Origin of the sequence: Neorhizobium puerariae (assembly GCF_042429745.1) — a bacterium.
Lineage (GTDB): Bacteria > Pseudomonadota > Alphaproteobacteria > Rhizobiales > Rhizobiaceae > Neorhizobium > Neorhizobium puerariae.
On the sequence record NZ_JBHMAA010000033.1, the window covers coordinates 50,079 to 74,948 of the forward strand.

General features: G+C 63.6%; 24 protein-coding genes. 11 read left to right on the forward strand and 13 right to left on the reverse strand.

The window, feature by feature from the left end:
* Positions 1 to 9 precede the first annotated feature (9 nt).
* The 4 genes from ACFFP0_RS26380 to ACFFP0_RS26395 form a co-directional block, all read right to left on the reverse strand.
* Positions 10 to 1,005 (reverse strand): MsnO8 family LLM class oxidoreductase, encoded by a 996-nt coding sequence (locus ACFFP0_RS26380; protein ID WP_377265191.1) that lies wholly within the window; start codon positions 1,003 to 1,005, stop codon positions 10 to 12.
* Positions 1,006 to 1,229: 224 nt separating this feature from the next.
* The gene (locus tag ACFFP0_RS26385; protein ID WP_377265192.1) at positions 1,230 to 1,904 is read right to left on the reverse strand and encodes an RBBP9/YdeN family alpha/beta hydrolase; all 675 of its coding nucleotides are present in this window, start codon (positions 1,902 to 1,904) and stop codon (positions 1,230 to 1,232) included.
* Positions 1,905 to 1,906: 2 nt separating this feature from the next.
* Complete coding sequence (locus tag ACFFP0_RS26390; RefSeq protein ID WP_377265193.1) at positions 1,907 to 3,130, reverse strand: acyl-CoA dehydrogenase family protein; 1,224 nt, start codon at positions 3,128 to 3,130, stop codon at positions 1,907 to 1,909.
* A gap of 70 nt (positions 3,131 to 3,200) precedes the next feature.
* Entirely contained in the window at positions 3,201 to 4,817 is a 1,617-nt protein-coding gene (locus tag ACFFP0_RS26395) for an ABC transporter substrate-binding protein (RefSeq protein ID WP_377265194.1), read from the reverse strand.
* 505 nt (positions 4,818 to 5,322) lie between these two features.
* On the opposite strand from ACFFP0_RS26395, the gene ACFFP0_RS26400 reads away from it, so the two are divergent.
* Positions 5,323 to 6,423 carry an LLM class flavin-dependent oxidoreductase gene (locus ACFFP0_RS26400; RefSeq protein WP_377265195.1) on the forward strand — a complete coding sequence of 367 codons (1,101 nt, stop codon included), beginning with the start codon at positions 5,323 to 5,325 and terminating at the stop codon, positions 6,421 to 6,423.
* Complete coding sequence (locus ACFFP0_RS26405) at positions 6,420 to 7,373, forward strand: amidohydrolase family protein (RefSeq protein WP_377265196.1); 954 nt, start codon at positions 6,420 to 6,422, stop codon at positions 7,371 to 7,373. Before ACFFP0_RS26400 ends, ACFFP0_RS26405 begins: the two co-directional genes overlap by 4 nt.
* A gap of 77 nt (positions 7,374 to 7,450) precedes the next feature.
* Here ACFFP0_RS26405 and ACFFP0_RS26410 read toward each other — a convergent pair whose 3' ends face one another.
* The 5 genes from ACFFP0_RS26410 to ACFFP0_RS26430 are packed head-to-tail and all read right to left on the reverse strand — an operon-like array spanning position 7,451 to position 12,449.
* Positions 7,451 to 8,512 carry an aldo/keto reductase gene (locus ACFFP0_RS26410; protein ID WP_377265197.1) on the reverse strand — a complete coding sequence of 354 codons (1,062 nt, stop codon included), beginning with the start codon at positions 8,510 to 8,512 and terminating at the stop codon, positions 7,451 to 7,453.
* Positions 8,513 to 8,531: 19 nt separating this feature from the next.
* Positions 8,532 to 9,476: an ABC transporter ATP-binding protein gene (locus tag ACFFP0_RS26415; protein ID WP_377265198.1), complete on the reverse strand. Its 945-nt coding sequence runs from the start codon at positions 9,474 to 9,476 to the stop codon at positions 8,532 to 8,534.
* On the reverse strand, positions 9,454 to 10,452 hold the full coding sequence (locus ACFFP0_RS26420; protein ID WP_377265199.1) for an ABC transporter ATP-binding protein: 999 nt from the start codon (positions 10,450 to 10,452) through the stop codon (positions 9,454 to 9,456). The genes ACFFP0_RS26415 and ACFFP0_RS26420 overlap by 23 nt, the downstream gene beginning before the upstream one ends.
* A gap of 3 nt (positions 10,453 to 10,455) precedes the next feature.
* The gene (locus tag ACFFP0_RS26425; protein ID WP_377265200.1) at positions 10,456 to 11,463 is read right to left on the reverse strand and encodes an ABC transporter permease; all 1,008 of its coding nucleotides are present in this window, start codon (positions 11,461 to 11,463) and stop codon (positions 10,456 to 10,458) included.
* Positions 11,463 to 12,449 (reverse strand): ABC transporter permease, encoded by a 987-nt coding sequence (locus ACFFP0_RS26430; protein ID WP_377265201.1) that lies wholly within the window; start codon positions 12,447 to 12,449, stop codon positions 11,463 to 11,465. The genes ACFFP0_RS26425 and ACFFP0_RS26430 overlap by 1 nt, the downstream gene beginning before the upstream one ends.
* Before the next feature lie 305 nt (positions 12,450 to 12,754).
* Here ACFFP0_RS26430 and ACFFP0_RS26435 point away from each other — a divergent pair, with 305 nt between their 5' ends.
* From ACFFP0_RS26435 to ACFFP0_RS26475, 9 genes are all read left to right on the forward strand, one after another.
* The gene (locus tag ACFFP0_RS26435) at positions 12,755 to 13,795 is read left to right on the forward strand and encodes an ABC transporter substrate-binding protein (protein ID WP_377265202.1); all 1,041 of its coding nucleotides are present in this window, start codon (positions 12,755 to 12,757) and stop codon (positions 13,793 to 13,795) included.
* Positions 13,796 to 13,807: 12 nt separating this feature from the next.
* Positions 13,808 to 15,040, forward strand: a complete 1,233-nt coding sequence (locus ACFFP0_RS26440) for an acyl-CoA dehydrogenase family protein (RefSeq protein WP_377265203.1) — start codon at positions 13,808 to 13,810, stop codon at positions 15,038 to 15,040.
* A gap of 10 nt (positions 15,041 to 15,050) precedes the next feature.
* Complete coding sequence (locus tag ACFFP0_RS26445) at positions 15,051 to 16,085, forward strand: ABC transporter substrate-binding protein (protein WP_377265204.1); 1,035 nt, start codon at positions 15,051 to 15,053, stop codon at positions 16,083 to 16,085.
* Entirely contained in the window at positions 16,082 to 16,951 is an 870-nt protein-coding gene (locus ACFFP0_RS26450; protein ID WP_377265205.1) for an NAD(P)H-binding protein, read from the forward strand. Before ACFFP0_RS26445 ends, ACFFP0_RS26450 begins: the two co-directional genes overlap by 4 nt.
* A gap of 5 nt (positions 16,952 to 16,956) precedes the next feature.
* Complete coding sequence (locus ACFFP0_RS26455; protein ID WP_377265206.1) at positions 16,957 to 18,204, forward strand: FAD-dependent oxidoreductase; 1,248 nt, start codon at positions 16,957 to 16,959, stop codon at positions 18,202 to 18,204.
* Positions 18,205 to 18,221: 17 nt separating this feature from the next.
* Complete coding sequence (locus ACFFP0_RS26460) at positions 18,222 to 19,529, forward strand: NtaA/DmoA family FMN-dependent monooxygenase (RefSeq protein WP_377265207.1); 1,308 nt, start codon at positions 18,222 to 18,224, stop codon at positions 19,527 to 19,529.
* A 118-nt stretch (positions 19,530 to 19,647) separates the two neighbouring features.
* Complete coding sequence (locus tag ACFFP0_RS26465; RefSeq protein WP_377265208.1) at positions 19,648 to 20,208, forward strand: isochorismatase family protein; 561 nt, start codon at positions 19,648 to 19,650, stop codon at positions 20,206 to 20,208.
* Positions 20,205 to 21,206, forward strand: coding sequence for a GlxA family transcriptional regulator (locus ACFFP0_RS26470; protein WP_377265209.1), 1,002 nt, complete (start codon positions 20,205 to 20,207; stop codon positions 21,204 to 21,206). The genes ACFFP0_RS26465 and ACFFP0_RS26470 overlap by 4 nt, the downstream gene beginning before the upstream one ends.
* 182 nt (positions 21,207 to 21,388) lie before the next feature.
* Complete coding sequence (locus ACFFP0_RS26475; RefSeq protein ID WP_377265210.1) at positions 21,389 to 21,607, forward strand: hypothetical protein; 219 nt, start codon at positions 21,389 to 21,391, stop codon at positions 21,605 to 21,607.
* A 20-nt stretch (positions 21,608 to 21,627) separates the two neighbouring features.
* Here ACFFP0_RS26475 and ACFFP0_RS26480 read toward each other — a convergent pair whose 3' ends face one another.
* The 4 genes from ACFFP0_RS26480 to ACFFP0_RS26495 form a co-directional block, all read right to left on the reverse strand.
* Positions 21,628 to 22,800 (reverse strand): acetyl-CoA C-acetyltransferase, encoded by a 1,173-nt coding sequence (locus ACFFP0_RS26480; RefSeq protein ID WP_377265211.1) that lies wholly within the window; start codon positions 22,798 to 22,800, stop codon positions 21,628 to 21,630.
* A complete protein-coding gene (locus ACFFP0_RS26485; protein WP_377265212.1) occupies positions 22,797 to 23,459 on the reverse strand; it encodes a 3-oxoacid CoA-transferase subunit B in 663 nt (220 codons plus the stop codon). The genes ACFFP0_RS26480 and ACFFP0_RS26485 overlap by 4 nt, the downstream gene beginning before the upstream one ends.
* Position 23,460: 1 nt before the next feature.
* Positions 23,461 to 24,177 carry a CoA transferase subunit A gene (locus tag ACFFP0_RS26490; protein WP_377265213.1) on the reverse strand — a complete coding sequence of 239 codons (717 nt, stop codon included), beginning with the start codon at positions 24,175 to 24,177 and terminating at the stop codon, positions 23,461 to 23,463.
* 155 nt (positions 24,178 to 24,332) lie between these two features.
* The gene (locus ACFFP0_RS26495; RefSeq protein ID WP_377265214.1) at positions 24,333 to 24,842 is read right to left on the reverse strand and encodes an acetone carboxylase subunit gamma; all 510 of its coding nucleotides are present in this window, start codon (positions 24,840 to 24,842) and stop codon (positions 24,333 to 24,335) included.
* Between the last annotated feature and the right edge of the window lie 28 nt (positions 24,843 to 24,870).

Genomic DNA, 24,870 nt, shown 5'->3' on the forward strand with positions numbered 1-24,870 from the left:
CCTTCAGAATCATGCGGCGGCGGAAAGCGGCTTGCGCGCCAGAAGCTCGACGGATGCGAGCCGCTCGTCGGCGCCGACGGCCGGCGGCTCGAGGATGAATTCCTCGACGCCGTACAGCTTCGAAAGACGCGCGAGCTCCTCGTGAATGCTCTCGGCCGTACCGTGCAGCACGCTCGGTTTGCGCTCCTCGATACGGTATTCCTTGGCGCCGGCCTGCCTTGCAAACTCCTCCGCCTGCTCGCGGCGGCCGAGACTTACAGACTGGCCGTTGTCGAGGAAAACCTTGAAAACCTTGAGTTCGGAGACCTGCGCCGCCGCATGCGCAGCGCTTTCGGAAGCAAAGGCGGCAAGCGCCAGGATCGCCGGCTTTCCGCCGCTTTCCCGCCGGAAGGTCTCAAGGCTGATCCGCAGATTTTCCGGATCGCCGTTGAGATGACCGGCAAAGACGAAGTTCCATCCATAGGCAGCCGCAAGACGGGCGCTGTCCGGGCTGGCCCCCAACAGGAAGCGGTCCGCCGTCACCGGAGGCCGCGGGCCGGCAACAGGCCGGGTCTCATCCGGCTGGCTGGCGACGGCATTGTCCAGAAATGCCCTGAGATCGGCAAACTGCGCCTCGAAATCCGGCTTGGCGGCGCGATAGGCCTGAAGAGCGGCGGTTGCCCTGGGCAGGCCGCCGGGCGTCTTGCCGATGCCCAGATCCACGCGGCCGGGAGCAAGCGACGAAAGCAGGTTGAACACTTCCGCCACCTTATAGGGGCTATAGTGCTGCAGCATGACGCCGCCCGATCCCACGCGGATGCGCGATGTGTTGGCCAGTATCCAGGAAACCAGCACTTCCGGCGCGGAACTGGCCAGTTCCGCGCTGTCATGGTGTTCGGCCACCCAGAAGCGGCGATACCCCAGTTCCTCGGCTTTCTTTGCGAGATTGACCGTATTCGACAGCGCCGCAACGGCGCTCTCTCCCCGCGGAACGGGGCTTTTGTCGAGAAGGCTCAGAGCGTACATCGGGACCTCGCGGATGCGTCGGAAACTTTCCCACAATTAATCTATTGATTTAGTGTATTTATGAAGAGCGTTATTTCTGATTGCAGCGGGCTTCTGCGAAATCTTTTTCGATCCGAAGCGGCGCTTGGGGAATTAAGCTTTTTGATTTCTCCGGTCCGAAAGACTGAAAGCGCCGGGCTCAAATCGGCCACGGACAGGCTGGGCGAAGGCGTTCGAGGCAACGTTCAGGCTGTCCGGACCAGCGGGACGGCCCCCCGCGTGCGACCGGAAGCTTCATCTGCGGCCCGTCTCAGCCGCTCGAAGAAACGGTAACCTTCATCCCAGCGGCCGAAGCCGCTCGCGACATTGATATGGCCGGCAAAACCGATCGTGACGAGTTCGCTGCCCCAGCTGCGAATGTGCCGCTCGATATCGGGAACGCTCATATAGGGGTCGTTCAGGCTACCGACCACGAGACTGGGAAAGGGGAGCCGTGACAGCGGTTCCTCGCCGAACTCGATCATGCATGGGTGAAGCTGCAAAGTGACGGCCAACGAACATGGCGCCACCAGCAGCGCGCCCCGGATTTTCGCGGCGAGAGACCGCCCGGCATAGCTTGCCGCCAGCAGGCACCCGAGGCTATGCGCAACGAGAAAGGCGCCTTCGGTTTGCGAAAGCGCCCTGTCGAGTTCGGCTTGCCAATCCTCCAGGACGGGACAGCTCCAGTCCTCCTGTTCCACGACGGAGGAGCTGGAACGTTCCTTTGCCCAATGGCGCTGCCAGTGCCCGTCCGGCGAGCCGTTCAGACCGGGTAATATGAATGTCGGGTACATGGGAACCTCCGGGAAAAATTCGGCGACTGCGGGCGGATGCGAGGCGCGGGTCAGGATCGCGGCCGGATCTTCGCCCACCGCCTGCATGCTCAGAACACCTTTCCTTCCCTGAGATGCGTCATCGTTCCGTTGAGCAGGTAGTCGCCCACGACGCGTGACTTGTGCAGCAACGGATTGTGATTGAGGACCGTGCGGATGTTGCGCCAGTGGCGGTCGAAATTGTTGTTTCGGGAGGTTGCCGATCCGCCGCCCAGCTCGAACATGCGCTCCGCGCTTCTGGGGCCAAGCTGGCCGAGCAGAAGCTGCGTGCGCGCTGTGGCGAGCGCGGCGGCAAGCAACGCGTCCTCGATTTCCGCCTCGCCGCCATGTGTGAATGCCGCAACCGTCTCATCCAGGGTAGCCGCCGCGGCGGAGACGGCGGTATCGATGGCGAAGGAATTGGCGGCGATCTCACCGATGACCTGCTGGACGAACGGGTCCTGACTGGCCGTGTCGGCCATGCTGTGCGCCGCCGACCGAGCCTGGCGCCGCACGTAATCGAGCCCGTCGGAAAGGACATTCCGCACCGCGCCCGCAGCGCTCGCAGCCAGATGCAGCTGCCGCAGCGTCGAGCAGTGACGACCGACGAGATTGTCCAGGCTGCGTCTGGTGAACTCATGCGGAAACACCTCGACATTGTCGAGGATCACGCCGCCGCTTGCCGTCAGGCGCTGCCCCATGCCGTCCCAGTCGTCGAGAATCTGGACGCCGGGACGGTCCACCGGCAGGAGCACGCCGACCGCCTGGCCTTGCTCGTCGAGCGCGCTGAACGATGCGAAATCGGCAAAGGCCGTGCCGGTGGCATACCACTTGCGGCCGTTGAGACGGTAGGTGTCCCCCTGCCGGATGATCGTCGTCGTGACCTGTCCGGGCCGTGCCGTCCCCTGCTCCGTATGAGCGCCGCCGAACAGCTTTCCTGCAAGGATCAGCTCGACCGCTCCCGCATCCCGCTCCCGTGGCTCGCTGAGGATGACATTTTCCACATAGTTGAAATGCGAGCGAAGGGCGTGCGCGACATTGGAATCGGCCGCACCGATCGCGGCGATCAGCTCGATATAGTCGGCGACCGATCCCCCCGGCCCGCCAAGAGCCACGGGGATACGCAACGTACCGAGGCCCAGCTCGCGAAAGAGCCGGAAGGCCTCGAACGGCAGTTCGCGATTGAGATCGCGTTCCGCGGCGCCCTTGGCGACTTCCGACGCGAAGGCGGGAATGCGCGCAAGCAGTTCTTCGCGCGTCAGGCCCCTGGTTGTCTGCAATTTGGCAATTGTCACGCAAGGACCTCCGGAAGTCCAGAAACAATGGCGGCCGGACCGGAAGCCCGGCCGCCATTCCTGTCGTCAATCATTCTTCGAGATAGATCCCGGCACCGTTGCTCCAGAGGTGCTCCACGCCGGTTTTCAGGTTCTTGACCCGCTTGTCGTAGACAGTGATCACCGACGGCGTGACGATGTCGAGCGTCGGCAGGTCCTGCACGACCAGCTTCTGGAAGTCGTTGAACAGCGCAAGACGCTTCTTGGGATCAACCTCGACGGCTGCGGTCTCCAGAAGGCGGTCGACGTCCGGGTTCACATATTTGGAACCATTGGTGAAAGGCACACCCGGCTTGAAGTTCTTCGACCAGTAGAGACGCTGGATGCCGACCGTCGGATCATAGAGGTTGCTCATGCCCTCGATGGCGATATCGAAATCGCGATCGGTGAAGATCCGCTTCACGAAGGTCGCGAAATCCTGCGTGCGGAGTTCCACCTTGATGCCGACCTTGGCGAGCGCCTGAGCGAAATATTCAGCCGTCTGCTTGGGAGGACCAGAGGGCTGGGTCGGATCGATGAAGAGCTTGAAGCGGAACCCGTCCGCACCGCGCTTGTAGCCCGCCTCGTCGAGAAGTTTCTCCGCCTTGGCGGGATCGAACTCGTATTTCGGCAGATCGGGCGTGTAGAATTTCGCGAGATCCGGGCTGACCGGTCCATCGAGCCGGGTCGCGTAACCGAGATAGACCGTATTGACGATGAAATCCTTGTCGACCGCATGGGCAATCGCATGGCGCACCTTGATATCGGCGAGATATTTGTTTTCCAGGTTGAACTCCGCCCGCGCGATGCTCGGCGAATAGGGAGCCGGGTCCGTATCCACGATCAGGTTCGGATTGGCCTTGAGGCGGTCGATATCCGTCAGGGGAAGGTTGGCGGTCGACACCTGCACTTCGCCGGTTTCGATGGCGGCGACGGCAGCAGCCGGATCGATGATGAAGCGGAAGATGATCTGGTCGAGATAAGGTTTCGGCGAGCCCCAATAGTCCTCGTTGCGGACGAAGAGCGCATGGCTGCCGCGCACCCATTCCACGAACTTGTAGGGACCGGTGCCGACCGGCGCCACGTTGTGCGGGTTCTCGGCGATCTTCGTGCCTTCGTAGAGGTGTTTCGGCACGATCGGCGCCTCGAAGCTCGCGAACGCGCTGAGCAGGTAGGGCGCAGGCTTGGAAAGGAGCAGCTCGACTTCGTGCGGGTTCAGCACATTCGCCTTCTGCACCGTCGCGAAAGTGGCGCGGCCGCGCGGATGGTTTTCCTTGAGCGCGAGGATGGAGAAGGCGACATCCTCGGCCGTGAAATCCTTGCCGTCATGCCAGCGCACGCCTTCGCGCAGCTTGAACCAGTAGCGCAGCCCGTCGTCGCTCACCTTCCATTCGGTTGCAAGCAGCGGCTGCGGATTGAAATCCTTGTCGTAGGTGAGCAGGCTTTCGGTGGCCTTGCCGCTGATATAGTAGGCCGCCCCGGCGCTATGCGCGATGAGGACCAGAACCGGCGGCTCGGTCCCGATATTGATCGAAACGCTGCCGCCGCGAGGCGTCTCGTCCTGGGCGCGGGAAACGTGAGGCATCGCCGCAACGGCTGCGAGAGCGACGGTCGAAAGCAGGAAAGCGCGCCGCGTAGGTTTCAGGACCCGGGCATTTCTTATCGTCATGTGATTATCCCCCAAGCGGCTACTTCAACGGGAGGCGGAAGAGCCCGGATTGCGTCCAACACCCCTGAACGGGTGATCGGGGAAACGATATTAAATATACTAACTTTATCGAGATACTGTATTTCCAAACTCGTGAGGCTTTCTGAAAAAAGCTACGTCCGCCCTGCCCGAATTCGATATTTTTTGCCGCCACAGCCGAAGCCACACCCATTGCAGGCAAATTTATCCTACATCGCAACCGGCCCCTGCCGTCATCGTTGCATCGGGAAGCAGCCGGAATGCACCCCGCGCATCGTCTTCGGCGGGCTCGTCTTCGCTCTCACGCAAACGCAATCCATCCATGGGCGGATAGGTGAAAACTTATCCTAGGATCGACCCGCAAAACGCAATCGACAATGACTATCAAATAAATAGATTAATAGGGCGAAACACGCATCCCGACATTCAGCGGAAGCGACTGAGCTTGATCCGGGCTCTTTCCTGATGCCGTTCCAGGAGCTTCATCATGCAATCCGAATTCATCGGCCATACGTCCAATCGCGAGGGGTCCGACGTCGTCCCCGCCGCCGGGCCGGTCATCGACAAGACCTATATCCGCAAGCATGTTCAGGCGGCGGAGGCTGCCGGTATCGACCGGCTGCTGATCGGCCAGTTCGCGCAATGGCCGGACAACAACCAGATCGCGGCTTATGTCTTCAGCCAGACGGAGCGGATCGGCGCGCTTCTCGCCCACCGGCCGGGCCTTATGGCGCCGACGCTCGGCGCAAGGCAGCTTGCGACCCTCGACCAGTTTTCCGAAGGACGCCTGTGGGTTCATGTCATCACCGGCGGATCGGATGCCGACCAGGCCCGCGACGGCGATTTCGAAGACCACGATACCCGCTACGCCCGCACGGACGAATATCTGACCGTGCTGAAAAAGGTCTGGGAGAGCGATCGGCCCTTCGATCACGAAGGCCGTTTCTATAAGTTCAGGGGCGCATTCAGCCAGGTCAAGCCGTTCCAGAAACCGCGCATTCCGATCTCTTTCGGTGGTTCCTCGGACGCTGCGATCGCGGTTGCCGGCAAGCATGCCGATATCTACGCGTTGTGGGGCGAGCCGCTGGACGGCACGCACGAAACGATCGCCAAGGTGCGCGCCGCAGCCGTCGCCAACGGGCGTTCGGCCCACGATATCCGCTTCACCCTCGCTTTCCGCACGGTGGTCGCCGAGACGGAAGACGCCGCATGGGCCAAGGCCGCCGATATCCTTGAGAAGGTGAAGTCGCAGGTCGCCCGCTCGGCCGGCGGCAACGGCGAGAAACTACCCTCGAATGTCGGTTCGGTGCGCCTTCGCGAAGCAGCCGGACGCGGCAAGGTGCTCGACAAGCGCCTCTGGACCGAGGTGGCCGAGGCGAGCGGCGCGGGCGGCAATTCCACCGCGCTGGTGGGCACGCCGGAACAGGTGGCCGAGGCGATTCTCGACTATTACGACGCTGGCGTCTCCAATTTCCTCGTGCGCGGCTTCTATCCGACCGAGGATACAGTCACCTACGGACGCGACGTCGTGCCGCTCGTGAAAGCCGGGATCGCCGAACGCGAGGCCAGAAAGGTAGCCGCAGAATGACCGCGCCGCTCGATATCGTCGACATCCACACGCATTTGTGGCCACCGGCCTGGGGACCCGGGGGCAAATATGCCAGGCCCGCCAGCGGCTTCGCACCCGAGATCTACCGCAAGATCACCACGCCGGAAGCACTGGTGGAAGAATTCGAGGCAGCCGGCGTGTCGCTGGCGATCGTGACCGCAACGATCGAGAGCCTGTTCGGTGCGGAGGGCCCTGTTGATCCCGCCGCCGTCGGAGAAGCGAACGAATGGCTGGCCACTCTCTCGCACGATCACCCGACGCTATCCGGCTTCGGCGTGACCGACGCCTTCAGCGGCGAAGACGGCGCGCGCGAAGCGGAAAGGGCGATTACCGAACTCGGACTGTCCGGCCTCGTCATCGACTCGTCCCGTAACGGCAAGTTCCTGGCCGATCCTTCCGCGCGTCCGACGCTGGAAGCGGCGGCACATTACAAAGTGCCCGTCTTCGTGCATCCGGTCGCTCATCCGAACGCGCAGACGCTGATCGCCGGCGCCGGCATGCTCGGCAACTCGCTCGGACGCGGACTGATGAACGGCGTGGCGTTCCTCTCCGTCATACAGTCGCCTCTGCTCGATGAATTGCCGGACCTGCACCTCGTCTTCGCGACGCTGGGCCTCGGCGCAATCGTGCAGGCGGCACGCGGCGGCATCTATGGCCGCGCCGAGCGGGCGGCGGGCAGGCGTCCGAATATCTATTTCGACACGATGGGACACGACCCCGCGATCATCCGCACGCTGGCCGGCTTCTTCGGCGCCGAACGGGTGCTGGCCGGCACGGACTGGCCGATCCTTGCCGCGCTCGACCGGAAAAGTCTTGCCGAAAGCCTCGCGGAAGCGGGTCTCGGCCATGCAGAGGCCCGCCTCGTCGCGGGCGGCAACGCCAGGCGGCTGCTTGGGCTGAGAGAGACGAAGGCGCTGGCGGCGGAATAAGGCCCTCCCAAGCCAAAAGCCCCGGATCGAAAATCCGGGGCTTTTCTTAGGATGAGCAGGGTCGGCCCAAATTCACATCATGCAACCCGCTGCGGGCGAGCAAGCGGAATGACCTGCGCTTCCGCGGCGGCCGAGCGCGGAACGCGACCTTCGACCGGATGGCCGGGATCGGTGAAGCCCGGCGTCGACGGATGGCCGGTCGCAACCAGCCGGTCGACCAGCGCCTCGTCCTCCGCATCGAGCTTCACGTCCAGAGCGCGGATATAACTGTCCCACTGCTCTTCGGTGCGCGGACCGGCGATCGCCGAGGTGATCAGCCGATTGTTCAGCACCCAGGCAAGCGCGAAGTCGGCGGCGGCGACACCCTTGGCCTGCGCATGCGCGGCTATCTGCTTGGCAATGGCGATCGATTCGTCGCGGAACTCGACGTCATGCATGCGCTTGTCGCCGCGGCCGGCGCGGGTATCGGCAGCCGGCGCCTCGCCGACATTGTACTTGCCGGTCAGCACGCCACGAGCCAGCGGGCTGTAGGAAACGACGCCGAGACCATAGGCGACCGCAGCCGGCAGCTGCTCGGCTTCCGCCGTGCGATTGACGATGTTGTAGAGCGGCTGGCTGGCGATCGGCCTGTCGATGCCGAACTGGTCGGCGAGATGCGCGACCTCGGCGATGCGCCAGCCGCGGAAGTTCGAAACGCCGAAATATCTGAGCTTGCCGGCCTTGATCAGGTCGGCGATCGCCCTCACCGGCTCGTCCAGCGGCGCGTCGAACACGGCACGGTGGAAATAGAGGATGTCGATATAGTCGGTGCCCAGATTGCGCAGGGAATTCTCGACGGTCTGATAGACCCATTTGCGGGAATAACCGCCGAGATTCGGGCCTTTGTTATGGGAGTTGACGAACTTGGTCGCCACGACCCAGCTGTCGCGGTTCTTCTTGATGCCGCGGCCGACCACCTGTTCCGACTTGCCGTCATGATAGACATCGGCGGTGTCGATGAAGTTGATCCCCTGCTCATGCGCCTTGTCGATGATGCGGAACGCCACGTCGTCCGGCGTCTGGTTGCCGAACATCATCGCCCCCAGCGTCAGCGGCGACACCTTGAGGGCACTGCGGCCCAGATAACGATACTCAACCATTTGAAAACTCCCTCGTCATTCAGTTGATGCGGTCCGCGAAATGGCAGGCGACCTGGTGGCCGGGCGCGATTACGCGGAATTCCGGTTCGTCCGCGCGGCACAGGTCCGTCGCGAGCGGGCAGCGGGTGTGGAACCGACAGCCCGATGGAATATTGCTGGGGCTTGGCAGATCCCCGCCGAGCGGGGCCGCCTGGCGCGGCCTCGAAGGATCAGGCACCGCCTCCATCAGAGCCCTCGTATAGGGGTGCCGCGGATCGGACCACAGGGTCGCGTTGTCCGCACTTTCCACGATCCGCCCGAGATACATCACCATAACCCGGTCCGCGAAATAACGCACCACCGAAAGATCGTGGCTGATGAAAAGGTAGGAGAGGCCGAATTCCTTCTTCATCTCCACCAGCAGATTGAGGATCTGCGCCTGGATGGAAAGGTCGAGCGCCGAGACCGGTTCGTCGCAGACGATCAGCTCCGGATTGAGAAGCAGCGCGCGGGCGATGCCGATGCGTTGCCGCTGGCCTCCGGAGAATTCGTGCGGATAGCGGTTGATGGATTCGGCAGGCAATCCGACCTTGGCGACGATGTCGGCAACGATCCCTCGCCGTTCTGCGCGATTTCCCACCTTGTGCACGATGAGCGGCGCCTCGAGAATCTCGCCGATCGTATGCCGCGGATTGAGCGATGCGAACGGGTCCTGGAAGATCATCTGAATGGACCTGCGCACGTTCCGCAACCGCCGCTGATCGAGAACGGTGATGTCCTCGCCCTTGAACTCGATCCTGCCTTCGGTCGGATCGACGAGCCGCAACACCGTCTTGCCAAGCGTCGACTTGCCGCAGCCGCTCTCTCCCACGAGGCCGACCGTTTCCCCGCGTTCGACCACGAGGTCGATGCCGTCCACCGCACGCAGCAAGCCGTCCCGGCTCCTGTAATGCGTCTTGAGATCAGAGACTGAGAGCAGCGACATGGGGCACGGCCTTGATGGGAGACGTGAAGGGGCAGGCAACGAGGCGATCCGGTGCCGGGATCGTGAGCTGGGGGACGTGATGACCGCAGCTTGCGCGCGCTTCGCCGCACCGCGGCCTGAAAGGACAGCCGGTTTCGCCGGCCGCAGAAACGATCGAGCCGGGTATTTCGGTGAGTGCGCCGTCGCGATAGTGGAAATCGTTCTTCAAACGCGGCGATGCGGCAAGCAGGCCGCGCGTATAGGGGTGAAGGGGATTGTCGAACAGGTCGCCGGGCAATGCCTGCTCCACCTTGCGGCCCGCATACATGACCACCACCTTGTCCGCCCACTGCGCCACCACGCCGAGATCGTGGGTGATGAGAACGACGGCCATCCGCAGTTCGCGCCGGAGCGTATCGAGCAGGTCGAGCACCTGCGCCTGAATGGTGACGTCGAGCGCGGTCGTCGGTTCGTCGGCGATCAGCAGCTTCGGTTTGCAGGCGACGGCCATCGCGATCATCACGCGCTGCCGCATGCCGCCGGAAAGCTGGTGCGGATAGTCGTCCACCCGCTTTTCCGGCGCGGGAATGCGGACCAGCTTCAGGAGCTCGATCGCCCTTTCCCGCGCGGCTCTCCCCGGCAGCTTCTCGTGGACCTTCAACACCTCGGCGATCTGGCGGCCGATCGTCATCACCGGATTGAGACTGGTCATCGGCTCCTGGAAGATCATGGCGATCTCGCTGCCGCGCAAATGCCGCATCTCGCGCGCGTCGAGCTTCAGCAGGTCACGGCCGGCAAAAGCGATCCTGCCGCCGGTGATCCGCGCGGCGCGCGGCAGGAGCTGCATCAGCGCCAAGGCGGTCAGCGACTTGCCGGAACCGGATTCGCCGACGATCGCCAGCGTCTCTCCCTCTCCGATCTCGAAGGAAAGGTCCCGGACCGGCTCGGCGCGCGGAAAACGGATGGTGAGGTTGTCTACCTGCAGCAGTGACGCCATGTTCTAACGATCCTGCGAGAAGCGGGGGTTGAGGGCATCGTTGAGCCCGTCGCCGATGAGGTTGAGCGCCAGCACGGTGAAGACGATCGCCAGACCCGGCAGCGCCGTGAGATACCAGGCGGTGCGGACGAGCTCGCGGCCAGTGCCGATCATCGAACCCCAGCTTACCACGTTCGGATCGCCGAGCCCCATGAAGGACAGCGCCGATTCCATCAGGATCGCGGTCGCCACCATGACCGACGACGTGACGATGATCGGCGGCAGCGCGTTCGGCAGGATTTCGCGGAAGATGATGCGGGCGTGGCCGTAGCCGAGGCTGCGGGCCGCCACCACGAAATCCTTCTCCCGGATCGCACGGAATTCGGCGCGCGTCAGCCGCGCCACGGTCGGCCAGGAGATGATGGCGATCGCCAGCGTCACCGTCGTCGCGGAAGGCTGGGCGATCGCCACAAGCACGACAAGCAGCACGAAGCTCGGCAGCGTCTGGAAGATCTCGATCAGGCGCACCAGCACGTCATCGATCCAGCCGCCGAAATAGCCCGCCACCGATCCCACCAGCACGCCGAATGTCAGGCCGAGCGCCGTCGCCGTCAGGCCGACGAACAGCGAGATGCGCGAGCCGTGCAGGATACCGGCGAGCACATCGCGCCCGAGCGAATCCGTGCCAAGCGGAAAGGCAGGATTCTGCCCCGGCCAGAGAAAGGGTCGCCCCACCATGGAAAGCGGATCGTCAGGATAAAGGACCGGCGCAACAAAGGCGACGACGATCACCAGCAAGAGGAAACCCGTGCCGAACAGGGCATTGGGGTTCGAAAGGAACACCTTCAATGCGCGCCTGCCATTGGTGAGGGCGACAGCCGAGCTCGACTGCGACCGCGCATCCGGCGCCTTCATGTTGGACCAGGCCGCGGCATCCGCCGAACCGGAACCGGCAATCGGCTCGGCTTCGTTCGGAACGATGTCGCGCTCGCCAGCGATGCTGCGGAACGTTCCGATATCGGTCGTGGACATCAGCGGGCTCCAATACGGGGATCGAGCCACGCGTGGACGAGGTCCACGGCGGCATTGGCGATGATGACGAGAAGCGAGGAAAGCAGGAGAATGCCGAGAAGCACGGTGAAGTCGCGGCCCATCACGGCCTCGAAGGCCAGGCGGCCAAGGCCCGGCCAGCTATAGACCGTCTCGACCACGACGGCGCCACCGAGCATGCCGCCGATATGCATGCCGGCCATGGTGGTGATCGGAATGAGCGCGTTGCGAAGCACATGCCGCGCCGTCACGCCGAACGGCGTCAGCCCCTTGGCATAGGCGGTGCGGACGAAATCCTGGTTCTTGACTTCGAGCATGGAGGCGCGCGTCAGCCGCGCGTAGATCGCCACGTAGAAGAGCGCGAGCGAGGTCGCCGGCAACACCATGTAGCGCGCCTTGTCGAGAAAGGCCGGAAAACCGGTCAGCCGCGAACCGATCGTCGCGGCCCCTCCGCTCGGCAGCCATCCCAACGTCACCGAGAAAAGGACTATCAGCATGAGGCCGATCCAGAAACTCGGGATCGAATAGAAGAGCAGCGAGAAGATCGACAGCAGGCGGTCGGGAAGCCGGCCGGCGAAGGCCGACATCAGCGAGCCGAGGACAACGCCGAGCAGGATCGCGATGACCAGCGCCACCGCCATCAAGGTCAGCGTGCCCGGCAGGCGCTGGGCGATCAGATCGGCGACCGGCATGCCATAACGCGGCGAAAAACCCAGACTGAAATGGGCGAGGTTGCTGAGATAGTGCCCCAGTTGCACGAGCACGGGGTTGTCGAGCCCGAAACGGGTCCTGAGCGCCGCCATGCTCTCTTCGGTCGCCGATCCGGCCTCGCCCGCCAGAACGTCGGCGGCATCCCCCGGCGCGAGCTGCAGCAGGAAGAAATTGAGGATGACGATTCCAAGCATCGTCGGGATCGCCTGCAGCAAGGTACGTCGCAGCGTTCGTCCAATTCTCACCAGCGCGGGCATGAATGTCGTCTCTTCATTGTGCAATTCGCCTGATGCGGGTCGCGAAACTCGGCGCACCCGTTCATCGGGTGCCGATGATTTTGATAGTTGACTAACTCTATAGGCTTTGTCAAATCTGTTTTAGCAAACGCAACCCGATTATCCGAAATTATGGAAACAACATTTCGTTATATGCCGGTATTTCGGGAAATTACGGGATGAAATTCCAATTTACGCAACAACGACGCAACAAACGCACTCACATGCAGTGATTGGGCGAAAAAGGCTTCCGGGCAGGCGATGCAAAAGAGGACAGGAGAGGTTCGATGACACTGAGGAACACGATCTCGCAGATTTGGTATACCCGTTGCCCGGTGCCGACCCCGGTCGGACTTGCGACGCAGCTTGGCCTGCTCGATGAGGCCTTCGCGAAGGAAGGGATCACGCTCAGTTCGATCATCGACAGCAAGGACCGGGCGATCCGCTCCAGTCATTTCGATCATCATCTGCAATACTCCTTTCGCCACGGCGGCAACGTCCCGCCGATCCGGGCGCGCTCGGAAGGCAATCCGACCCGCCTCGTCGGCATCACCTGGACGGACGAATTCCAAGCCATCATCACCCTCCCCGGGACAGGTATCGGGACGACGCGGGACCTCGTCGGCCGCCGCTTCGGCATCGCCCGCCGTCCGCCGGGCATCGTCGATTTCATGGCCGCCACGGCGCTGAAGGGCCTCGTTTCCGCGCTCTCGCTCGAAGGACTGACGCACAAGGACGTGGAGATCGTCGATATCCCACTTCCCGACTCGGTGCTGGACAATCGCGAAGGGCCGCAGCTCTACGGATTGCGCAACCGGCAGGCCTATGGCCCGGAAATCGCGGCGCTGCTGCGCGGCGAAGTCGACGCGATCTATGTGAAGGGCACGCCGGGCATCGGCGTCGCCAACCTCTTCGCGACCCATACCGTCACGGAATTCGGCTTTCATCGCGATCCGAAAATCCGCATCAACTCGGGCTCGCCGCGCATCCTGACGGTGGACGAGCGGCTGGCGGAAGACCGGCCGGACCTCGTCGCCAGGCTCATCGAAACGCTGCAACGCGCGAGCGCCTGGGCCGAAGGCCACCCGGACGACGTGCGCCGCTTCGTTGCCCGCGAGGTGGGCGCCTCGGAAGAGGTCGTGGCGGCCGCCAACGGCCCGGATCTCCACAAACACCTCGGCATCGGGCTGGAGCCGGACCTGGTCGATGCGATCGGCCACTACAAGGACTTCCTGCATGAATGGGGCTTCCTCGCCTCCAATTTCGATATCGAGCAATGGGTCGACCGTCGTCCCTGGGCTGAGATCGAAACGCGCGCCGTCGCCTGACCGGAGAACCCGATGACCGTTCCAACCGATGTCGCCTCGGCGATCGCAAAGGCCGAGGAACTGGGAAAGCGCTTCGCGCTGACCGCCCGCCATTATGACGAGACCGGCGATTTTCCGTTCGCCAATTTCGACGCGTTGCATGAGGCCGGACTGCTCGGTCTCGTGACCGCGCCCGAACACGGCGGCCTCGGCGGCGGCCTGACGGAAGCGCTGGCCGTGGTTTCCGCCATCGCAGCAGGTGAACCGTCCACCGCCCTGGTGCTCGCCATGCACTATAACCAGCATTATTCGATCCGGGTTTCAGGCAAATGGCCGGAGCATCTGGTCGAGCGTGTGACGAAGGCCAACCGGGAAGGCGTGGCGCTGATAAACGCCGCGCAGGTGGAGCCGCGCGTCGGCTCGCCCTCGCACGGCACCCTGCCCGAAACGGTTGCCCGCAGGGTCGGGGACCAATGGCGGATCACCGGCCACAAGACTTACGCGACGGGCATTCCGCTCCTGCGCTGGGTCTCGGTGCTGGCCGTCACCGACGAGGCGGAACCACGTCTCGGCTCATTCCTCGTGCCGACCTCGGCCGACGGCATGAGGGTCGAGAAGACATGGAACGCCACGGGCATGCGCGCCACCAACAGCCACGACCTCATCCTCGACGAGGTCGCCATTCCGCTGGAAGACGTTCTCGATATCGCTCCGGCAAGCGAGGGCCTGAAGCGCGACGAGCGGATGGGGGCATGGTACTTCAGCCTCGTCCCCGCCATTTACGACGGCGCCGCCCGCGGTGCCCGCGACTGGCTGATCGACTTCGCGGCGACGCGGGCTCCAGCAAGCCTTGGCGCTCCGCTCTCGACGGTTCCCCGCATCCAGGATGGACTGGGGCAGATCGAAGTCTGGTTGACGGTAAACAGACGGCTGCTCAGGTCGATCGCGGAAGATTTCGATTCCGGAAGGCCCTTTGGCCCGGATGCCGCGGCGGTCAAGCACACCGTCATGGAAAATGCCATCGCCATTACCACGCTGGCGCTGGAACTCGGTGGCAATCCCGGCATCAGCCGCGACAACCCGCTGGAGCGCCACCATCGGGACGCGCTCTCCGGCAAGGCGCATGCGCCGCAGAACAACCTCATCCGCACCATGCTCGCCAAGGCGGCTTTCGGCCGGCATGCCGCCACGCCCACACGGACGCTCGAACCCGTGCCGGTACGCCCTCACCCGCAACCACGCCTCGCCGTCGTCGGCCGCAGCTAGGAGATCCGCCATGCCTTCTCTCGATTCCGTGTGGTACACACGCTGCCCGGCACCGACCCCGCTGTCGATCGCCCACCAGCTTGGCTGGATCGACCGGCAATTCCAGGCTTCCGGCGTCTCTGTCCGATCCATCCGGGACAGCAAGGACCCCACCGTCCGGCAGAGCCATTTCACCCACGCGCTCGACTACTCCTTCCGGCAGGGCGGCAACATTCCCCCCATCTGGGCGCGGTCCGGCGGGCGGGAAACCCGCGTCGTCGGCATTACCACCACGGACGAATTCCAGGCGATCATCGCGCTCCCCTCGTCAGGCATCGCGAAGGGCGCCGACCTCAAGGGCCGTCGCCTGGGCGTTCCCCGCAAGCCGGGAGAGAAGATCGTCGACTTCCAGCGTGCGACGGCGCTGAAGGGCATCGTTTCCGCCCTGTCGCTCGAAGGGCTCGGCCACGCCGATGTCGAGCTCGTCTATCTCGACAGCACGGAAGCCAGCCTGATCGAGAGAGGCAATGCAGCTTTCCTTGGCCTGAAGCGCCGTTACCCCTATGGCGAGGAGTTGCTGGCGCTTGCCCGGGGCGAGATCGACACCTTTTTCGTCAAGGGCGCCGAAGGGGTGGTCCTCGCCAATCAGATCGGCGCCGTCGTGGTATCGGAGTTTGGGTTCCATCCGGACCCGAAGATCCGCATCAACAACGGCACGCCGAGACCCCTGACGGTCGATGCCCGTTTCCTGAGCGAGCATTTCGATCTCGTCGCCGACCTCGTCGAAACCGTCACCCGGATTGCCTCCTGGGCCGAAGCCAATCCGGACGATGCCGTTCGGCTCATCGCCAGTGAGATCGGCGTCGGTGAGGATGCCGTCCGGGCTGCGAACGGCCCCGACGTCCACCGCCATCTCGCGCTTTCCCTGGAAGACGAGCAGGTCGCCGCCTTCGATCATTTCAAGCATTTCCTGCTCGAATGGGGTTTCATTCCTGCCGATTTCAACGTCTTCGACTGGATCGACAGGAGGCCGCTGGAAGCCGTATCCCGGCGTATTGCGGCATGAGCGCCGCCCCCATCCTCGTTACCGGCGCCACCGGCAGGCTCGGGCAGATCGTCGTCAAACGGCTGATCGCGCTCGACCAACCGGTTCGCATCTTCACGCGCCGGCCGGAGACGGCGAGAAGCCTGTTCGGCCCTGCAGCCCGGATAGCCGTCGGAGAATTCGCCGACGGCGCTTCCCTCGCCGCCGCGATCCGTGATGCCGGGCGGCTTCTCCTGCTGTCGCCCATCGGCGAAACCCTCGCCGCCGATCAGATCGCCGTCGCCAATGCGGCGGCCGCAGCCGGTCTCCACCGTGTCGTCAAGATTTCCGGCTCGGACTGGACGATCGAGCCGCCCGGCAGCTCCATTTCGGGCGATGCCCACGCCGCAGTCGAACGGCATCTCCGCTCGCTTCCGGTCGAGCACGTCTCCCTCCGGCCGAATGCCTGGATGCAGGTGTCGCTCGCCAACACCATCCGGCAGGTACTCGCCGGCAACCCAGTCGCCGCAGCCAACCCCGATGCCGGGGTGGGCTATATCGATGCCCGCGACATTGCCGATGTCGCGGTACACGAATTGCTGGCCGACGGCATCGCCGGCGAGACGCTGAACCTCACCGGCCCGGACGTGGTGACGCCCCGGCAGATCGCCGGCCTCCTCTCCATCGCCTTGAAGCGCCCGGTCGACGTGGCGGAAAGGCCGCCTGCGGGGGCTTCCCCTCATGGCGATTTCGAACAGCGCGCCGTGGCGCAGTTCGCGACATTGATTGCCGCTGGCCGCGCCGCGACGACGACGGATGTCGTCGCCTCTCTTCTCGGCCGCGCGCCACGCGGCGTCGAAACCTTCATTTCCGAACATCTGGCCGCCGAAGCGGCACTCGCTAGGTAAACTCCATGAGCATTCCTTTCGTCGACATCGCCATCATTGGCGGCGGCCCGGGCGGCCTCGCATTGGCACAGGGGCTGAAGAAAAACGGCATCGACGCCGCTGTCTTCGAGCGCGACCCCGTTCGCGCCGACTACGTGCAGGGGTTTCGCCTGCGTGTCCGGCAACGCGGTATCGACGCCCTGAAGGCTAACCTGCCAGCGCATCTGTTCGAGGCGTTTCTCGCAACGCTTGGACGCGCGCCGACCGAAACCCTTACGCTGGATGAGAATTTCGACCGCGTCGACCCGCCGGTCTTGGGAGGCCAGGAGCCGGAAGACACCCATATCGAAAAATCGGCAAGCCGCATCACGTTGCGGCAGATCTTGCTTTCGGGTCTCGAAGACGGCGTCCGGACCGGCAGGACCTTCGAACGCTACGAAAAGCAGCCGGACGGCACCGTGCTTGCGCATTTTTCCGACGGCTCGGCGGTCCGCGCCAATGTGCTGGTCGGCGCGGACGGCGCCGGCTCCGCCGTACGCCGGCAACTGCTTCCCGAACTGGAAGGCGTCGATACCGGCGCCCGCAGGCTCGCCGGCAAGATCACCCTTGCCGAGGCCGAACGGCATGGCATCTCGCCGCTCCTGGTCGATTTCAACGTCAACATCCGGCCGCACGATGGCCGCCGCCTGATGATCACCAGCCATCGCGTCGATCCGGAAGCCTATGCGCGCTACGGCTTCATCGGCGCCGAGGACCCGACGCATCGCGACATTCCCGGCTTCCATTTCAACAACACCACGAGCTATGCGTGGTGGAACACCGCCTACGAGCTGGGTGAACTGGCACCGGACAGCCTGCTCGAAACGCTGGACGGCGCCGGATTGCTGCAGGTCCTCCTGTCGCGGATCAGCCATTGGGACGAACGCATTCTGAGGCTGATCCGTCATACCGATCCGTCCACCGTCGCGCTGCTGAAGGTCAAGAGCTCCACGCCGGGCGCCGTCTGGGAAACCGGCCCTGTCACCCTGCTTGGCGATGCCATCCATGCGATGACCTATTTCCGCGCCCTCGGCTGCAACACCGCGCTTCACGATACCGGGCTCCTCGTTCCCGAACTCGTCAAGGCCCGCAAGGGGGGAAAGCCCCTGCTGGCGGCCATCCGCGATTACGAGGATGCGATGCGCGAACACGGCTATGAGGCCGTGCGCTCCTCGCTCACCGCCCTGCAACGCAACCTCGCCGACAGCCGGCCGCTCCGGGCGGCCGCTCTTTGAAGATCTCGGATGCCCACATGACCAGCTCGACACGCAAGCTCAATCTCAACATCGGCACAAACACCACCGGCTACCTCCCCAACGCCTGGAAATACAGGACGGGCAGCCGCCACGACATATACGACCCGGACTACTATCGACGCCTGACGGAACTCGCACACAGGGGCCTGTTCGATGCGGTGTTTTTCTCCGACCACCCGGCCTTGATGACCGACCCGAACGGCCGTCCCTTCCATACAATCGACCCGCTGATCCTTTGCACGACGCTCGCCGCCCAGGTGCCGGACATCGGTTTCGTCGCGACCATGTCCTCGACCTACAATTCGCCCTACAATCTGGCACGTCGAACCCAGTCGACGGATATCGTCTCGGGCGGCCGGCTGATCGTCAACATCGTCTCCTCCTTCAATCCGGGCGTGGCGGCCAACTTCGGCAGCGCGCCGTTGCCGCCGCGCAGCGAGCGTTATGCCAAGGCCTCCGAATTCCTCGATGTCGCCAAGAAGCTCTGGTCGAGCTGGGACCCGGCACGCGAGGGCGACATTCAGGAAGGCCGCTTCTGGGACAGCACGAGTGCCCATACGATCGACCATGCGGGCGAGTATTTCACCGTGAAGGGGCCGCTGAACGTGCCGCGGGGGCCCCAGGGGCATCCCGTCATCGCCCAGGCGGGCGCGTCCGAGGGCGGGATCGACCTTGCCGCACGCCATGGCGAGATCATCTATTGCAACATTCTCTCGCGGCCGGCCGGCCAGGCGTTCGGCAGGAAGGTCAGGGATCGCGCCGCCGCATTCGGACGCGATCCTTCCGGCATCCGCATCGTTCCCGGCCTCGTGTTCATCATCGGTGAAAATCGCGAAGAAGCGTTGCGCAAGCATGAACTCTACAGCGGAACGGGTTCCGAGGACGGCCTGCTTGCCCGCTTCGTCAAGGAATACGACCTCGATCCGTCGACATTCGATCCGGACGCGATACTGGATGCGGAACGTTTCATTCCCGATCCGAACCGGCTCCAGGCCGTCGGCATGGGTCTCGGGCTGTCCGATCTTCTCGCCCATGAAAGGCTGACCGCGCGGCAGGCCATCCGCCGCTCCGAAGGGCATCACAGGCTCGTGCTCGGAACGCCGGAAGAGGTGGCGGACGCCATCATCGATCTGTGGTCCGATGGAACGGTGGACGGCTATACGCTGCAGCCGCCGCGCGCACCCGACGACATCCGGGAATTTGTCGAAAAGGTCGTGCCGATCCTGCAGGACCGTGGCGTTTATCGAACCCGCTACGAGGAAAAGACCGTGCGCGATCGGTATGGCCTGCCTTACCCGGCCTGACGCGCAGCAGACGGGGATTCCGTTGGCGTGATTTGTCCGCTATATATCCGAAAGCGGGATTTTCCTCTAGGCTGGCGGCTTTAGAATGTCTTCCATCATCAATCAATGGAGGCAACAAATGTCCGACACGGCCTTGATCGTCATAGATGCGCAGGAATCGTTCCGCCATCGCCCGTATTTCCGCGAGGAACTTCTGGACGCTTATCTCGAACGCCAGCAGGCATTGGTCGATGGCGCGAAAGCCGCCGGAATATCCATCGTCCAGATCTTCCATGTGGAAGATGCCGGCCCGTTCTCCGAAGCTTCGGGCTACGTCACCACGCTGGCGCCGTTGCGGATCGAGCCGGACGCCGTCTTCCGGAAGCGGCGTCACAGCGCCCTCGTCGGCAGCGGCTTCGATGTCTGGCTGACCGGGAACGGCATCCGCCGGCTCATCGTCTCGGGCATCCGCACCGAACAGTGCTGCGAGACGACGGCCCGGCACGCCTCCGACCTCGGCTACCAGGTCGACTACGTCGGTGAGGCGACACTGACATTTCCGATGACCGACGCGACGGGGCGGGAATGGAGCCCTGCCGATATCCGCGCCCGGACGGAACTGGTGCTGGCCGGCCGTTTCGCCCGCATCGCCACAGTCGAGAAGGCGATCGCAGGCCCGGCCGGAAAGGCTGCCGCATGACGGCAGCGCGGCGGCGGACGATCATTCCCGTCTTCATGGTCGTGCCGCCGCGCGCCTTGCTGCTCGACATCGCCGGGCCGATCGAAGTGCTGCGCAAGGCCAATCTGGAACAGGAGCATGTACAGTTCATCGTCTCCTATATCGGACCGTCGACAACGGTCGGCAGTTCCATCGGCCTTGCCCTGACCGGCATAACACCGCTGCCCGCAAGCTTGCCCGACGATGCGCTTGTGGTGATCTCCGGCGCCACGGACCAGATACTCGGATCGGCCACGGATAGCCGCAGGCATGACGCCCCGCTTGAAACCGAGATCGTCGCCTGGCTGAAATCCGCGGTCCGCCCCGGCATCCGATTGGTGACGATCTGCTCCGGCGCCCTGCTGGCCGCACGGGCCGGCCTGCTAGAAGGTTACGAATGCACGACCCATTACGCGACGATGAACGAGCTTCGGCGATTTGCGCCGACGGCAAAGGTGTGCGAGAATAGGCTTTATGTCGAGGACGGTGAGAGGCTGACAAGCGCCGGCATCACCGCCGGGATTGATCTGATGCTGCATGTCGTCGCCCGGGAGGCGGGCCATGCGGTGGCGCTGGCCGTGGCGCGCTATCTCGTCATCTACCTGCGCCGGGGCGGAGCCGACCCGCAGCTTTCGCCCTGGCTCGAAGGGCGCAATCACATCCATCCCGCCGTCCATCGCGCGCAGGATGCCATCGCCGCCGATCCGGCTGGAGACTGGTCGGTGGAAACGCTCGCCGGGATAGCCGCGACCAGCCCGCGCAATCTCTCACGTCTCTTCAACGAACAGGCGGGCATGAGCGTCATCGACTATGTGAACCGTATCCGGATCGCGCTCGCGCGGGAACTCGTCATCGGATCACGGCTCGACATGGAAAGCGTCGCCGAGCGCGCGGGTTTCGCATCCACCCGTCAGTTCCGCCGGGCATGGTCCCGGCTGCACAGCGTGTCGCCGGCCCGGCTGCGCGCCACCCACGGCTGATTTCCGCACGATACGCACCATTTGGCAGCTCCCAGGAAAGGGCTGCCGGCAAGGGTGTCAAGAAACTGGAGATGCTTCGTAATGAAGCCTGACAGCGCGCGCAAAGCACTGTATTTAAAAGGGGTTCGATAGAAAGGTTTTGATGTTGCCTGTCTGATGGCGATCTTATGGAAGGTTCCGAGATGACCCCTGCCCGCTTCACTGAGTGCCTGCTTCACATCCGCTGGACGCCGATCAATATCGCCTCGGCGCTGCAATGCGAGCTCTCCTGGATAGAGGCGATGGAAGCCGGGACCGAAGAGATACCGGAAGCTCTCGGCGAATGGCTCGAAAAACTGGCGCAAACCCACGAGGCCCTCCCGCCGCCGGCCACCTATCGGGGACGGAGAGCGAAGCACTGAGCTTTTCCGCCGGCCGGCCCTTATCTCTCCACGCACATGGCAATGCCCATGCCACCGCCGATACAGAGCGTTGCGAGCCCCTTGCGGGCGTCCCTGCGCTGCATTTCATGGAGCAGCGTGACGAGAACACGCGCGCCGGACGCACCGATCGGATGGCCGATGGCGATCGCTCCACCATTGGCATTGACCCGTCCGGGTTCCCAGCCCATGTTCTTGTTCACGGCGCAGGCCTGAGCCGCGAATGCCTCGTTCGCCTCGATCAGATCGAGGTCGTCCACACTCCAGCCGGCCTTATCGAGAGCCTTGCGTGAGGCGGGGATCGGCCCGGTTCCCATAAGCGCCGGATCGACGCCGGCCGTTGCCCAGGAGGCTATGCGCGCAAGGACCGGCAGGTTTCGTTGCCGGGCGTCCCTGAGGCTCGTGACGACGACTGCCGCCGCTCCGTCATTGAGCCCGGAGGCGTTCCCGGCAGTCACCGTGCCGTTTCGGTCGAAGGCAGGGCGCAGCGCCGCCATTCTTTCGGCACTGGCGTCCCGGCGGATATACTCGTCCCGGTCGACGACGACGGTCGCTTTTCTGTTCTCGACGCGAAAGGGTACGATCTCGCGCTCGAAATATCCGGCCTCCTGCGCCGCCGCGGCCTTTCTCTGCGATGCCAGGGCGAAATCGTCCTGTTGCTGCCGCGATATCTCGAATGCCTTCGCGACATTCTCAGCCGTTATGCCCATGTGATAACCATGGAAGGCATCCACTAGGCCGTCGCTCAGCATCGTATCGGCCAAAACCGCGTCACCCATCTTCGCCGCGGCTCTCAGATGCCGGCAATGCGGCGAAAGCGACATCGACTCCTGGCCTCCGGCCACGACAATCCGCGCGTCTCCGGTGACAATCTGCTGTGCGGCAAGCGCCACGGCCCTGAGGCCCGAGCCGCAGACCTGATTGACACCGAATGCCGTCGCCTCCTGGGGAATGCCCGCCTTCATCGCGGCCTGCCGAGCCGGATTCTGGCCCTGCCCGGCCGTCAGAACCTGGCCGAGAATGACCTCGTCGACTTCTTCCGCGAGTAGCCCCGCCCGTTCGAGCACGGCGGTGATCACAGCCGAACCAAGCTCGTGGGCCGGAACGTCTGCAAAGCCGCCCATGAAACTGCCGACCGCGGTGCGCGCCGCCGAAACGATGACCGCCTCATTCATGATGCAATCCTCCCGGAAGCAAGACCGATGTCGAAAAGAGTGCCCGTCTTGGCGCGGATTTCATCGACGGATACGCCATCCGCGGTTTCGACAAGCACCATCCTCGGCTCGCCGTGCCGGGCAATGGTGAAGACGCCGAGATCGGTGACGACGAGATCGGCGACCCGCCGGCCGGTCAGCGGCAGGGTGCATTCCTTGAGCAGCTTCGGCTCGCCCCTGGCTTCGTGCTCCATGACGACGACGACGCGCTTGACGCCCGCGACAAGATCCATCGCACCGCCCATGCCCTTGACCATCTTGCCGGGGATCATCCAGTTGGCGAGGTCGCCGCTTTCCGAGACCTGCATCGCGCCGAGAATGGAGAGGTCGATATGCCCTCCCCGGATCATCGCAAAGCTGTCGGCTGACGAAAAATAGCTCGTTTTTGGCAGTTCGGTGATTGTCTGTTTCCCGGCATTGATGAGATCGGCGTCCTCCTCGCCCTCGTAGGGAAAAGGCCCCATGCCCAGCATGCCGTTCTCGCTTTGCAGGGTCACCTCGACCCCGTCCGGAATGAAATTGGCGACCAGCGTCGGAATGCCGATGCCGAGATTGACGTAGAAACCGTCCTCGATCTCACGGGCGGCACGCGCCGCCATCTGCTCGCGGGTCCAGGCCATGTCAGGCGAACTCCTTGTGTGGTTTGGGACGCGTGGTGCATTGTTCGATCCGTTTTTCCGGATTGGAAACATGGACGATCCGCTGCACGTAGATGCCGGGCGTGTGGACGTGATCCGGATCGATCGAGCCGGCAGGCACGAGGTGCTCGACCTCGGCGACCGTCACGCGTGCGGCCGTCGCCATCATCGGATTGAAGTTGCGCGCCGTCTTGCGGTAGACGAGATTTCCCTCCGTATCGCCCTTGAAAGCATGAACGATCGCGACATCGGCAACGAGGCCCGTCTCCATCACATACTCCTCCCCGGCGAAGCTGCGCACCTCCTTGCCCTCGGCCACCAGCGTTCCGACCCCGGTCTTGGTGTAGAAGGCGGGAATGCCGGCTCCTCCGGCCCGGATGCGCTCGGCGAGCGTGCCTTGCGGATTGAATTCCAGCTCCAGTTCGCCCGACAGGTATTGCTGGGCGAACAACTTGTTCTCACCCACATAGGAGGAAATCATCTTGCGGATCTGACGCGTCTCCAGCAGGATGCCGAGCCCGTAGCCGTCCACTCCGGCATTGTTGGAAATCACCGTCAGATCCTTCGCGCCCGAGAGCCGGATCGCCTCGATCAGGCTCATCGGGATGCCGCAGAGGCCGAAACCGCCGGCCATGATCGTCATGCCGTCGGTCAACATTTCCGAAAGCGCGTCCGCGCCGCTTTGAAAAAGTTTTCTCATGCAAGGCTCCAGCCGGACGGAGCGTCCTTCTCCACGAAGATCGCTGCTTTCATCTTTTGCGCCATATCGGTTCCTCCCGGGCTGGCGATCCGTGATTGCTTCTGATGGCGAACGGGCGCGGCATCTTGGAACCGCGCCCGCTCCGAGCGCTGCCGCTACGCGGCTTCCGCCCGCTCCGGAACCGGCAGGCCGATCCAGTCCCGATAGAAGGTATCGATATCCGGCTCGAAATCGCGGATGATCGGATACCAGGGGGTCGGCGCCTCGACATCGTGAAGCGTGCCGCATTCGGGGCAATAGAACTCGCGGATCACCTGCCAGGTCGGTGTCGGAGCCATCAGGCGGGGATAGATCTCCTCCATCTTTTCCGGTGTGTCGCGTACATGCACCAGCGCATGGAGCTTCCAGTTCTCGCGCCAGTCGCAGAAGTCGTGACCGCACTCGCAGCGAACCGTCCATTGCTTCGTCTGTTTCTGCTGGACGATATAAAGCTTGGGTCCGAGCGGCAGGATGATCTTCTCGTCCCACGGAACCCGCTCCTGCAGGATTTCCATGTACATCTGGAAACGCTCCGGGTCCTTCGGCGTCGAAAGCATCTGGTGAAGCGTGTCGTGGTCGATCTTTCCGTCGATGAGATCGGCGATCTTGGTACGGGTATAGGCCATTGTTCAAATCCTCCCAAAGGAAACGATG